This window comes from Kitasatospora sp. NPDC034533 (genome assembly GCF_055575155.1).
The window spans coordinates 1-11,600 of record NZ_JBVITE010000054.1 but is presented as its reverse complement, the minus strand read 5'-3'; the positions used below and the strand labels follow the sequence as shown (position 1 = coordinate 11,600).

Below are 11,600 nucleotides of genomic sequence, written 5' to 3'. Positions count from 1 at the left end.
GGAACCGGGATCATCTCTGGAGCAAACCAGCCGAAGAGTACGACGGCCCATGTGCCCCATCATCCTCGCGCTGATTTTCGATTTTCGCAAACATCCCTGCTAGCATGGCTTGCATGCCGAACACCCCCGACCGCGTACGCGAGCTGATCCAGGCATCGGGGCTGAGTCAACGCGATTTCGGCCTCCGAATCGGGCTCGACGACTCCAAGCTCTCCAAGTCCCTCAGCGGCAGCCGCCGCTTCTCATCGCTTGACCTGGCGCGTATCGCCGAGGTGTGCACCGTGACAGTCGACTGGCTGATCACCGGAGAGGAGCCTCCGCTGGCTCTGGCAGCGCGGACCACCGGCGGTAGCGCCGGTGAGGCGATCCGCGCGGCGAGGCGGTACAGCACGCTCAGATCAGACATGGCAGCTGTCGGTTTCCCGCAGCCGTGGCGACCCGTGCTCCAACATCCCGCTGCAGGGAGCTGGACGGAGCGGGGGCGCCGTCTGGCCGCCAGCGCGCTAGAGGCCGTAGCTCGCAGCGGGCTGTCCGTGCAACAGGAGGACCTTCCCAAGCTGGTGGAGGAGGTGTTTGGAGCCGATGTGGCGGTCGTCGAGGTGGGCCCCGACTTCGACGGGCTTGCCGCCGCATCGAGCGAGGCGAAGATCATTGTGCTCGCTACCTGCCACCTCCCCTCTCGGCAGCGGTTCACCCTGGCCCACGAACTCGGTCACCTGCTGGCGGGTGACAACCAAGAGCTGCACCTCGATAACGACGTATTCGACAAGGCGTACGCGAAGGAGCCAAGCGAGATCCAGGCCAACGCCTTCGCCGCAGCCTTCCTCATGCCAGAAGAGGAAATGCGCCAGGCCGTGGGCACCATCGGTCTCACCGAGGCATCGTTCGCTGCTCTGGCGTGTGACTGGATGGTGACCCCTTCGGCTCTCGCGTATCGGCTACTGAACCTTCGTCTGATCGACGCCGGCGCCTGCGAGCGCTACAAGGCCATCAGCTCGGCCAATGCGGCAGCCCTGGCTGGCCGAGGTGAGGAGCTCGCCCGACGAACCGTCACCACAAGCAGCTCTAGACCCCCAGGACTCCTCGTGCGCGACACTTACGCGGCCTACGAGGCGGGCGAGGCCACGCTCCGCCCGTACGCTGGCCTTCTTGGCAGGGATGTTGACGCGCTCAGGCGCGATCTGGAGACGGGAAGCGAGGCTCCCAGCTCCTCGTGAACGCCTACTTCTTCCCCGACAATACGGTGCTGTGCAATTTCGCCTCGGTGGAGCGACTCGATCTGCTCAAGGCAGTACTCGACGAACGCGGACGATGGACCGCCGCAGTCGCCTACGAAGCGCACCGGTCCGCATCCGTCCTGCCCTCCCTCGGCAACCTCGCGACTGATGGCTGGCTCGGCGAGCCAATCGAGATCACCAGTGACGTCGATGTCCAACAGATCAACCGCATCCGCCGCACGGTCTTCGGCGGCACCGACGACGAGCCGCTGAAGCATCTCGGCGAAGCTGAGACCTGCCACGTCATCCTGAACCTCGGGGAGTTCGCGGGCTCGTGGTGGATCTCGGATGACAACGAGGCGCTCAGGTACGCACGACTCAAGGGCATCACCACCCGCGAGACCATCGATCTCATGGCCATCGCGGCTGTGAACGGGGAGATCACTGCACAGGACGCTTACGCGTTAATGCGGGCTATGGCCGACCAAGGTCGGCATTTGCGGCTCCCCTCGTCCGCGGCTGACCTCCTGAACTGACTGTTGCCAGGCGCACCTGGCTCGCTACGCGGGACCGGCCCGGCGGGCGGCAAAGAGGATGTGTGTGCCGCCGTCGCGGGCGCCGAGGCTGGCGCAGGCGGCGGTCTCGTAGGTGAGGAATCGCTCCCAGAGTCCCGGAGACCGTTCGATGTCGGCGAGCACGGCCGGGTCCTCGAGGCTCGCCCAGTTACTCGCCGATCCGGCGAGGGTCTCGCCGCCGGATTCGGTCACGAGGGCGGTGAGTTGTTCCCAGGTGAACATGCGGCAGACGTGGGTCATGCCGGGTACGTGGCGCAGGTCGCCGGTGCGGATGACTGCATCGGTGACGTCGGCGCCGTAGCGGATAGCGAGCTGGGTGGCGCCGGGGAAGCGGGCTCGCCAGCTTCCCCACAGGGACATGACCGAAGCGACCACGACGCCCCCGGGCTTCACGATGCGGAAGAGGCCGGTGAGGGTCTGGTGTTCCTGGTCGAACGCGTACGAGAGCGGGCCTCCGTAGGCGAGGACCAAGTCGAACGCGGCGTCGGGGAAGCGGCTGGTGTCGCGCACGTCGAGGGTGTGGCGGGCTTCGATGGCGTGCTCGTGTCCAGCGGCGGTGACGTTGATCTCGTTCAGGTGGAGTTGGACGGGCGAAATGTCGGTAACCACGACGCGAGCGTCGTGTTCGGCGAGCACCGTCGTGAAGCGGCCTGGGCCCGCTCCGATCTCCAGGACTCGCTGATCCTTGCTCAGATATGGGGCCAGGAAGCGGCGGTGGATCTCGAAGGAGACCCGACCGGCGACGTCCTTGGTGAGCCGGTCGTGCTCGGCCTCGCCGAGGGCGTCGTAGTAGCGGCGGATGGCGTCGACGGATTGATCGCTGCTGGGCGTCTCATCCGATGTGTCAGCCATCTGCCTCCGTCCGTGTCATCAGGGACGCTGCTCTGCACGTGGCCTCTGACCTGGGCTTCTCAAAACGGAGCGATTCGGGCAGGGCTCCGCCACTAGAATGCGTTCCCCGTCGTGATGTCGGCGTGAGCGCCGCCGCGACACTCCGCAGTTTCACCGAGAGGACGGTCTCCGGTCCGATGCGTTGGTCCCAGCTGTACGTGCCCACTCTCCGGGAGGACCCGGCGGACGCGGATGCGGTGAGCCACCGCCTGCTGGTGAGAGGAGGGTTCGTCCGGCAGCTCATGGCCGGCCACTACTCCCTGCTGCCGCTGGCCGTGCGCGTCCGCGCCAAGATCGTGGACATCATCCGCGAGGAGATGACCGCGATCGGCGCCCAGGAGTTCATCCTGCCCGCCCTGCACCCGGCCGAGATCTGGCAGCGCAGCGGCCGCTGGGAGGTGATGGGCGAGGAGATGTTCCGGCTCAAGGACCGCAAGGGCGCGGACCTGGCGCTCGGCATGACGCACGAGGAGATCTTCACCGTCCTGTCGCAGGAGCTGAAGTCGTACCGGGACCTTCCGCAGATGTGGTACCAGTTCCAGACCAAGTTCCGCGACGAGGCCCGCCCGAAGAGCGGCCTGCTGCGGGTGCGCGAGTTCACTATGAAGGACTCGTACAGTTTCGACATCGAGGCCGGCGGCCTCGACCGCTCCTTCGACCTGCACAAGGCCGCCTACGAGCGGATCTTCGCCCGCCTGGGGCTGCCCGCGATCCCGGTGCAGGCGTCCAGCGGCAGCATGGGCGGCAGCGCGTCCGTGGAGTTCATGAGCCCGTCGAACGCCGGCGAGGACCTCGTGGTCCGTTGCCCCGGCTGCGACTACGCGGCGAACACCGAGAAGGCGACCTCCGCCCTGCCCGCCGTGGTGGACGGCCCTGGTCTGGACGCCCCGGAGCGGTTCGACACCCCGAACGCGCGCACCATCGAGGAGCTGTCCGTCCAGCACGACGTGCCGGCCGAGCGGCAGATCAAGACGCTGGTGTATGTGGTCGACGACCAGCTGACCCTGATCCTGGTCCGCGGTGACCACGCCCTGGTCGAGCAGAAGCTCATCGACACGCTCGCCGCCACGGCGGTGCGGCCCGCCACTGCCGAGGAAATCCAGGCGGCGCTTGGCGCCTCCCCCGGCAGCCTGGGCGCGGTCGGCGTCGCCGAGCTGCCCGTCCTCGCGGATGAAGCCCTGCGCGGCCGCACCGACATGACCACCGGTGCCAATATCGACGGCGTCCACCTGCGCGGTGTGTCCGTCGAGCGGGACATCGCGGTACAGCGATGGGCGGACCTGCGCGAGGTGACCGCCGGCGAGCCCTGCCCGCAGTGCGGTACGCCGCTGGAGGTGGTGGTCACGATCGAGGTGGGCCACATCTTCAAGCTTGGCCGCAAGTACACCGAGACCCTGGGCGTGACCGTGCTCGGCCGGGACGGCGAGCGCGTCGTCCCGATCATGGGCAGCTACGGGATCGGCGTGGAGCGGGCACTGGCGTCGATCGTGGAGACGCACCACGACGACAAGGGCATCATCTGGCCGGTTGCGGTCGCCCCGTTCGAGGTGGCGGTCGTCATGCTCGGCACCAGCGACGAGAAGGTGACAGAGGCCGCCGAGAACCTGTACAGGCAGCTCCAAGGTGAGCGGGTGGACGTGCTGTTGGACGACCGAGACGAGCGGCCCGGCGTGAAGTTCCGCGACGTCGAGCTGATCGGCATCCCCTACCGGATCACGGTCGGCGCCCGCGGCCTGGCCGACGGCACGGTCGAGGTCACCACCCGGGCCACCGGCGAGACCCAGTCCGTGCCGGTGGCCGAGGCGGTGGAGCACGTCCGCAAGCTGCTGACCGCCGCCGTGTGAGGCGATCGGCTCGTCAGCCGGACACCCGGTGAAACGCCTCGGTGAGGAGCGTCTCCGGGTAACAGCGAAGGATCTTCGCGACGCTGCGCGCCTGGGTCTCGTAGTGGCCCATGGCGCGCAGCTTCGCTTCCAGGGCATCGCCCACCTGCATCCGCAGGGTGGCCGACAGTCGCATCGCCTCGACCTGGCGGGGGTCCAGGAAGCCGGGTCTGGCCGGTTCGGTGTACTGGATCGTGCTGGTCACCAGGAGCACGTCCGGGCTGGCCTCGTAGCGGTCGAGCGCGGCGAGGGCGATCCGGTGTGCGGCGCGGTGGTCCGGATGGCCGTTCATCCCGTTGGGTGGGAAGGCCACCACTCGATGGGGCCTCCAGCGGCGCAATGCCTCCAGGACGAGAGTTGTCCCGCTCGCCTCGTGGTCGCTGAGGCCGCCGTCGGGCAGGTCGTGGACCTCGGCGCACGTGACTCCGAGCGCCTCGGTGGCGCGACGGAGCTCCTGCTCGCGAACGGCGGGCAGGTCCTCTTCAGTGCACATGCCGAGGGTCCTGCCCGCGCCTCCGCGGGTCAGGGTGACTGTGACCGTCGTACCGCCGCGAAGGGCGGTGCGGTGGAGGAGTCCGCCGCAGTGCAAGGTCTCATCGTCGGGATGGGCGACAACGACGAGCAGGTCGGCGACCGTCATGCCGGCACCTCCTCGACGGCGTTCTCCAGCGCGGCCAGGCGGTCGAGGATGTCGGCGTCGCTGACGTTGCCGATCAGGTGTCGGCGGTCGTTGGCGTCCTCGCTGTGCCAGACGGCGGCCTGCGACTGCTCCGGTGTCCACACGAGGCCAGCTGAGTCGATCAGCAGGTAGCGATGCTTGCGGCCACCCGCGCTCTTGGCGGCGATCCTGACGTGTCCGGGCGCGTTATCCCGGGCAACGGCAACGGCGCGCTGGAACTCGCCTTCGCTGATGAGGTAGCGCTCGCGGTTCCGGTGCCCCAAGGGCCCGATCGGCATGAACTGAAAGAGCTGCCACTCCTCGATGCCGACGAATCCGCTGAGCAGCCCGGCGATCGCCGCGATGTCACCGCTGTTGCCGCTGTGGACGACGGTGTTGACGCAGATCCGGGCTCCGACCTTGCCCAATAGCGATAAGACCGCCAGCTGGGAGGCGACGGTCGCGTGCCGGCGAAACTGCTGCTGCACGGCGTCGGTGCTGCCGTCGAGCGGGATGCCGATCAGGTCGCTGACGGCGGCCACATCGTCGGCTGACACCTGGTCGACGGTACCCGTCCCCATGAAGCGGATCTGCGCGGCGCCGAGGAAGGCGGTGCCGACGGTGTCCAGGTGGATTCGGAGACCCAGGTCGTGCAGACCGGTGAGCAGCGTGATGATGTCGGGCCGGGTGAGCGGGTCGCCGCCTCCGACGGTGATCTTCTCGATGCCGAACTGTTCGTGTAAGCCGGCCGCGAACCGGAGCACTTGGGGCGTCTCGGTGATCGTGCGGCCGAAGTAGTTGTAGCAGCCGGGGCAGGCCACGAAGCAGCTCTTGCCCGCGCTGAGGATGACACTGCGCATGATGCCTCACTGGCGGTAGTGGGGTCGGGAGTTGAGCAGTGCGTCGCCGAGCGGATCAGCCCTGTATGGCCATCCGGTAGGCGGCTTGGTAGCCGTCCGCCATCCGGCGGATCGAGAACTCCGAGGCCACGTGCGCGCGACAGCTGGCGCGGTCGATCGTCGGCGAGCGGCGGATCGCGTCGGCCATCTCCTGGGCGTTCTCGGCGAGGAACCCGGTGATGCCGTCTCGGACGAGCTCGGGGGCGGCCCCGGCGCGCAGGGAGACCACAGGGGTGCCGCAGGCCATCGACTCGATCGGCACGAGTCCGAACGGCTCCGGGATGAGCGAGGTCATCAGGGTGGCAGCGGCGCCAGCGAGGAGTGCGGTCTTCTGCGGGAAGTCGAGCTCACCCAGGAAGGTCACCTGGTCGCCGTCCACATGCGGCTGGATCTGCTGCTCGAAGTACGCCCGGTCACCGGGCTTGACCCGGCCGGCGATCTTCAGCCGCAGCCCTGCGCGGCGCGCCGCCTCGATGGCGACGTGGACGCCCTTCTCGGGTCGGATCCGGCCGAGGAACACCAGGTACGGCCACGAGTCGGCCGCTTCGGTGCCGAAGGGGAAGGCTTCCACGTCGATGCCGTGGTGGACCGTGCGGAGGTAGTTGAGCTCTGGCAGGTGGGAGCGCTGGTCGCCGCTGATCGCCACGTAGCGCTCGGCGGCGAACCGGCGGAAGAGCGGCGCGTTGTCCTCGTTGAAGAAGCAGTGCACCGTGTGGACCACCGGAGTGCTCAGTCCGTGGAGCGCCGGAATCGCCAGACACCCGGTGTTGGAGTGGACGTGCGAATGGATGACGTCGAACTCGAAGGCGCGGTCGCGGACCTCCTGGAGCTGGAGCATCCGGTAGACCTCGGGCTCGCGGACACTCGGGTCCGCGTGAAGAGCCGTCGTACCGATGCTGTGGAGGTTGCCGGCCACCTTGGAGTCGCCAGAGGCGAAGACGGTGACGTCGTGCCCGTCGAGGACCTGGGCGGCGGTGAGGTCGGCGACCAGCGACTCGACGGCCCCGTAGCCCCGGGGAGGGACGCTCTCCCATAAGGGGGCCACATGTGCGATGCGCATACGTTCAAGCTCCTCTCGATACGGCGACCTGCCGTTGCGGCGGGCCGCCTGCGGCAGTTGGGAACGAGGGCCGTAGCCCGGAACGGCCGGCTGTTCGGCCGTCGGCGAGGTTCACTCGGCTTCAGCCGCGAGTGTCAGCGCCAAGCTCGGGTACCTCGGTGAGGAAGCCGCGCACCTCGTCCGCGCAGCGGCGGATCTCCTTCTCGTGGGAGTCGAGGGCGAACAGCGTGAGGTAGCGCGCGATGTTGGACTCGTAGATCCGCGGGTTGATGCCGTGAGCGGCCATGGTGTCCGGCCACAGCGGGAGCATCCACACGTGGAAGTGCGGGCGGTCGAGCTTCTCCTCCTGGTACATCTGCACCGCCGCCAGGCCCAGCCGCTCACGCATGGCTCGCCGGACGAAGTGCGTCACCCGCCCGAGCCGTTCCACCAACGGCAGCTCCATCTCGTCAAGAGCGCCGATGTGCGGACGGACACCGACGACCATGAAGCCGGGCACCGCCCACTCCGCGTCCTGCCTGACGGTGATGACGCCGTCGTCGTACACGGGGGCGAGGATGTCGGGCAGCTCGCGTTCGGCGAGGTTCATGAAGCAGCCCCGGCAGGTGTCCTCGTGGACAAGGCGGCTGGGGCCTCCCAAGAAGTCGAGGTACCGGTAGCCGGACGGCGGGCCGGGCAGGCCGGGCTTCATAACGGACTCGGGCACGGGGTCTCCATTCGAATCGGCTGCTTGTGGGTTATTTGGGGTTTTTCGGACGCGCACAGGCACGTCGCTGACCCAGCGGTGAAGCCTTGAGGGCAGCGTCGAGCACGCGCAGGACGAGCTCGGCGGCGGCGCGGTCTGCGTGGGTCGCCGGGTTAGCCAGCGCTGTCGCGGCTGTCTATCCAGAGCCGTCGCCCGCGCAGAATGAGCGCAGGGCAGGTGAAGTGGCGTCGACTCAGCAGAGGCAGCAGGGTGACGCGATGAACGGCGAGCGCCATGCGGACGCCGGTGCCGCACAGCTCCAGTTCGTAGCCACCGCCGTCGTCGATCGCCTTGATCACGGAGGGAAGGACGGAGTGGTCGCCCAGCCACCTCCGTAGCTCTGCATCCGTGCTTCGACTCAGCGCCTGGCTGACGCCGGCAGCGGCTCGCCGCAGGTGCTTGTACGCGGCCTCCGCGTTCGGCAGTACCTCCCAGTCGAAGAGCTGGGCCAACTCAGTGCCATGCACGTCGAAGTACGAGGTGCACCGGTAGAGCACGCCTGGGCGGGTCATTCCGAGCCCTTCAGGCTGCGCGACAGGCAGGGTGGGTGCCGACGTCATGCGGCGCTCTCCTCCTCGTAGGGCCTTGATGCCTCGGGGCCGAGCCGGAACCAGACCTGCTTGCCTGTTCTGCGCGGCTTGGTGCCGAACTCATCCGCCATGGCCGCGAGCAGGAACAGCCCTCGTCCGCCGACTTCGTCATCGGCCGGCTCTCGGATCACCGGGAAGGTCCCGTCGAAGTCGCTGACCCCGACGAAGACGCCGGTGTCCGTCTCCGACAGGACGAGCTCGCAGTCACCGCGGGTGTGCTTGTAGACGTTGGTGAGCAACTCCGTGACGCCGAGCTCGGCGACGAAGCTCAACTCGGCTTTGCGCCACAGCCGCAGGTGCGCGCGGACGATCTCGCGTACCGGTTCCATGTGCTCGGGCCGGACGAGGGGGAGGCTCATGCGGTACCACCTCCGCTCGGTCGGCCTCGCGACTTCGGGCGGGTCGCTCGGCTCCCCTGCGTTGAGGCAGGCATCCGGAGAACCGAGTGACGTCACATCAGTTGCTGTGCTCTCGGTCCTCATGGCTGAGTACTCCTCAAGCGGTGCAGATCACTTCGGGCAACCAGGTAACCGCTGTTGAGTAATCGGGAGTAATGTCGGTGGGGGTGTCGAAGGGTGTCACTTCCGCTACCGATCGTGCTGGGGGCCACGGCGATGAAACCAGTGAACGCCAAACTCGAGCAGCTGCTGGAGCAGTCCGGCATCAGCCGGGGCGAGCTGAGCAGGCGAGTTCGTGCGAAGGCGAAGGAGTGGGGCCAGCCCCACATCGCGCCGGACACGACGAGCGTCCGCCGCTGGCTGGGCGGCGAGATTCCACGCCAGCCGGTGCCGGACATCTTGGCCGACGTGTTCTCCGCCGAACTCGGCTACCGGGTCACCACCTACGATCTCGGCCTCGCCGACGCCCCGTCCGCCGATCGCTCACTGGTGTACAACTCCTCGTACGCGGCTACCGTGGAAGCCGTCACCAACCTGGGGAGAGCTGACGTGGACCGTCGCAAGTTCCTGGCCATGGCCCCGTTCGCCGCTGTCGCGGGCGTCGGGCCCTCGCGTGACTGGCTCTTGAGCACGCTGGATCAGTCCCCAACCCCTGGTCCGCAGGTGCGGTTGGAAGACGTGACGGCTGTCCGGAACATGTTCGGCGCCTTCCAACAGATGGACATCTTCCAGGGCGGCGGCTCGGGCCGACTGGCGCTCGCCCAGTACATGAACGCCCACGTCTACCCCTTGCTCCGTCGCACCTACACCGAGCAGGTTCGGCGGGCACTGTGCGAGGCCGCCGCCGAGCAGACGTACCTCCTCGGCTGGATGGCCTACGACAACGGCGAACACGGCACCGCCCAGCGCTACCTGATCCAGTCCCTCCGCCTCGCCGAGGAATCGCACAACCCCGCGCTCGGCGCCCACGTGCTGGCAGGCATGGCCGACCAGGCCACCCTCCTCGGCCACCCTGACGAGGGCCGCCGACTCGCCCAAGCCGGCCGAGCCGGACTCTCCGGGGTCTCCTCGCCCGCTTGCCTGGCCGATCTCTGGGCGCTGGAGGCTCGCGCCCTGGCCAAGCTCGGCGACAAGGGCGGCGCCGCTCAGGCGATCATCCGCTCCGAGGACGCCTTCGAGCGGGTCCAGTCGGATCAGGAGCCCGAGTGGGCGAAGTTCATCGACGCCGCCTACCTCCACGGCGAGCACGCCAACACCTTCCGCGACCTCGACCAGCCCGACCACGCGGCCGAGCACGCCCGCCTCTCCATCGACCACGCCCGGCAGCAGAAGCGTGCCCGGCGCGGCGCGATGTCCCAGGCGGCACTGGCCGTCTCGCACCTGCAGCGCAATGACCTTGAAGCCGCGCACGCTGCCGGTGTACGGACCCTCTCCCTCACCAAGCAGGTGCAGTCCTCCCGCGCCATCGAGGCCGTCCAGGACCTCCAGCGCCGCATGGAGCCGTTCGGCGGTCACCGTCTGGTGGTGGACTTCGCGGAGCGGGCGCGGGAGCTCACTGCTGCGGCGTGATCGCTCTCACCACCGCAGCACTTGCTACTGGTGCGGGAGCTCGCCGAGTGGGCGGGCTCCAATGAGGGTTCGGTGGCGGTCATTGTGGTCAGCGGCGGCGACGGCTCCGTGCACCCCGGACTCGCGCACGGTTCGGCACCTCAGCCGGTTCGTGAACCTCGGAGGGTGGGCGCGTTCGATCGCCGTCGATGCCGCGGGCACCCACCTCGCGGTGGGCTTGGGCACCGAGGAGATCCACGTCCGCGACGCTGGGCCGGCCAGTTCCGAACCCGCCGATAGCCGAGTGGAAGGACGACTCTGAGCATGCCCAGCGCACCCGTGATCCTGAGCGGCTCCCCCGGCTCGTTCGCCCGGGATGTCTTCCACGAGCGTCACCCGAAGCTCATTCGCCAGGTGCTCGATGCACTGCCGTACGGGCCGAGCGAGCGGGTCGCGATCGAGGAGCTCCTCGCCGAGAGCATTGACGGTGTGCTGCAGCCGCTCAGCACCAGTGCCCACGATCACCAGCAGTGGCTGGAGTGGGGTGAGGGCCTGTTCGGACGACCGTGGGGCGATGCGCCGTTCCTGTGGGCCGAGAGTTACTTCTACCGCAGGCTGCTCGAAGCCACCGGCTACTTCCGGCCCGGGGCTTGGCAGGGCATCGACCCGTTCGCACCGTTCAAGGATGCCGAACTTGCCGGCCCGGCCGTCGACGCCGAGCTGGCGGCCCTGGGCGACCTGCCTGCGGACTTCACCGACAAGCGAGCCGCCGCGCTTCTCTCCTCGGCGCTCTGGGGCAACCGCGCCGACCTGAGCTTCCAGATCACTGCGGAGGCCGGAGGGCCGATCGCGTCCGACCTGGTGGCCGACGACAGCGAGTCGCTGTGGGCCGAGCTGGAGCGGGCCGAAGGCGGGCGTGTCTGCATCATTGCGGACAACGCCGGCCGGGAGCTCCTGCCGGACCTGGTGCTGGTCGACCACCTCCTGGCTTCCGGCCTGGCGGCACAGGTCGTGGTCTACGTGAAGCCGCAGCCGTACTAGTACTGCAACGGTGCTTACCGTGACGTTCGTTGGGTTCGCTCGTTGGGCTGTTCATGGGTGGGGACATATCCGAGGTCGATGCTCGTTTCTGGTCG

General features: G+C 68.2%; 12 protein-coding genes. 5 read left to right on the top strand and 7 right to left on the bottom strand.

Annotated elements, in window-relative coordinates:
• Nucleotides 1-113: 113 nt before the first annotated feature.
• Nucleotides 114-1,217, top strand: a complete 1,104-nt coding sequence (locus tag ACZ55U_RS29485) for a helix-turn-helix domain-containing protein (protein ID WP_465530810.1) — start codon at nt 114-116, stop codon at nt 1,215-1,217.
• Nucleotides 1,214-1,753 (top strand): PIN domain-containing protein, encoded by a 540-nt coding sequence (locus tag ACZ55U_RS29480; protein ID WP_465530808.1) that lies wholly within the window; start codon nt 1,214-1,216, stop codon nt 1,751-1,753. Before ACZ55U_RS29485 ends, ACZ55U_RS29480 begins: the two co-directional genes overlap by 4 nt.
• A 24-nt stretch (nt 1,754-1,777) precedes the next feature.
• Here ACZ55U_RS29480 and ACZ55U_RS29475 read toward each other — a convergent pair whose 3' ends face one another.
• Entirely contained in the window at nt 1,778-2,644 is an 867-nt protein-coding gene (locus ACZ55U_RS29475) for a class I SAM-dependent methyltransferase (protein ID WP_465530806.1), read from the bottom strand.
• Between the two features lie 176 nt (nt 2,645-2,820).
• Here ACZ55U_RS29475 and ACZ55U_RS29470 point away from each other — a divergent pair, with 176 nt between their 5' ends.
• A complete protein-coding gene (locus ACZ55U_RS29470; protein WP_465530804.1) occupies nt 2,821-4,527 on the top strand; it encodes a proline--tRNA ligase in 1,707 nt (568 codons plus the stop codon).
• A 13-nt stretch (nt 4,528-4,540) separates the two neighbouring features.
• Here ACZ55U_RS29470 and ACZ55U_RS29465 read toward each other — a convergent pair whose 3' ends face one another.
• The 6 genes from ACZ55U_RS29465 to ACZ55U_RS29440 form a co-directional block, all read right to left on the bottom strand.
• The gene (locus ACZ55U_RS29465) at nt 4,541-5,206 is read right to left on the bottom strand and encodes a PIG-L deacetylase family protein (RefSeq protein WP_465530802.1); all 666 of its coding nucleotides are present in this window, start codon (nt 5,204-5,206) and stop codon (nt 4,541-4,543) included.
• Nucleotides 5,203-6,084, bottom strand: a complete 882-nt coding sequence (locus tag ACZ55U_RS29460; RefSeq protein ID WP_465530800.1) for a radical SAM protein — start codon at nt 6,082-6,084, stop codon at nt 5,203-5,205. Before ACZ55U_RS29460 ends, ACZ55U_RS29465 begins: the two co-directional genes overlap by 4 nt.
• A 55-nt stretch (nt 6,085-6,139) precedes the next feature.
• A complete protein-coding gene (locus ACZ55U_RS29455; RefSeq protein WP_465530798.1) occupies nt 6,140-7,183 on the bottom strand; it encodes a glycosyltransferase family 4 protein in 1,044 nt (347 codons plus the stop codon).
• A 121-nt stretch (nt 7,184-7,304) separates the two neighbouring features.
• Nucleotides 7,305-7,889 carry a hypothetical protein gene (locus ACZ55U_RS29450; protein ID WP_465530796.1) on the bottom strand — a complete coding sequence of 195 codons (585 nt, stop codon included), beginning with the start codon at nt 7,887-7,889 and terminating at the stop codon, nt 7,305-7,307.
• A 152-nt stretch (nt 7,890-8,041) separates the two neighbouring features.
• Nucleotides 8,042-8,488, bottom strand: a complete 447-nt coding sequence (locus ACZ55U_RS29445; protein WP_465530794.1) for a hypothetical protein — start codon at nt 8,486-8,488, stop codon at nt 8,042-8,044.
• On the bottom strand, nt 8,485-8,877 hold the full coding sequence (locus tag ACZ55U_RS29440) for an ATP-binding protein (RefSeq protein WP_465530792.1): 393 nt from the start codon (nt 8,875-8,877) through the stop codon (nt 8,485-8,487). The genes ACZ55U_RS29445 and ACZ55U_RS29440 overlap by 4 nt, the downstream gene beginning before the upstream one ends.
• Nucleotides 8,878-9,132: 255 nt before the next feature.
• Between ACZ55U_RS29440 and ACZ55U_RS29435 the strand changes: the two genes are divergently transcribed.
• Nucleotides 9,133-10,485 (top strand): transcriptional regulator, encoded by a 1,353-nt coding sequence (locus ACZ55U_RS29435; protein ID WP_465530790.1) that lies wholly within the window; start codon nt 9,133-9,135, stop codon nt 10,483-10,485.
• Nucleotides 10,486-10,788: 303 nt separating this feature from the next.
• Nucleotides 10,789-11,505 (top strand): ARMT1-like domain-containing protein, encoded by a 717-nt coding sequence (locus ACZ55U_RS29430; protein ID WP_465530788.1) that lies wholly within the window; start codon nt 10,789-10,791, stop codon nt 11,503-11,505.
• Nucleotides 11,506-11,600 lie beyond the last annotated feature (95 nt).

Coding starts and splice junctions, on each gene's coding strand:
- ACZ55U_RS29435 (WP_465530790.1), top strand. CDS start 9,133: ATGAAACCAGTGAACGCCAAACTCGAGCAGCTGCTGGAGCAGTCCGGC.
- ACZ55U_RS29445 (WP_465530794.1), bottom strand. CDS start 8,488: ATGACGTCGGCACCCACCCTGCCTGTCGCGCAGCCTGAAGGGCTCGGA.
- ACZ55U_RS29475 (WP_465530806.1), bottom strand. CDS start 2,644: ATGGCTGACACATCGGATGAGACGCCCAGCAGCGATCAATCCGTCGAC.
- ACZ55U_RS29485 (WP_465530810.1), top strand. CDS start 114: ATGCCGAACACCCCCGACCGCGTACGCGAGCTGATCCAGGCATCGGGG.
- ACZ55U_RS29455 (WP_465530798.1), bottom strand. CDS start 7,183: ATGCGCATCGCACATGTGGCCCCCTTATGGGAGAGCGTCCCTCCCCGG.
- ACZ55U_RS29430 (WP_465530788.1), top strand. CDS start 10,789: ATGCCCAGCGCACCCGTGATCCTGAGCGGCTCCCCCGGCTCGTTCGCC.
- ACZ55U_RS29465 (WP_465530802.1), bottom strand. CDS start 5,206: ATGACGGTCGCCGACCTGCTCGTCGTTGTCGCCCATCCCGACGATGAG.
- ACZ55U_RS29470 (WP_465530804.1), top strand. CDS start 2,821: ATGCGTTGGTCCCAGCTGTACGTGCCCACTCTCCGGGAGGACCCGGCG.
- ACZ55U_RS29440 (WP_465530792.1), bottom strand. CDS start 8,877: ATGAGCCTCCCCCTCGTCCGGCCCGAGCACATGGAACCGGTACGCGAG.
- ACZ55U_RS29460 (WP_465530800.1), bottom strand. CDS start 6,084: ATGCGCAGTGTCATCCTCAGCGCGGGCAAGAGCTGCTTCGTGGCCTGC.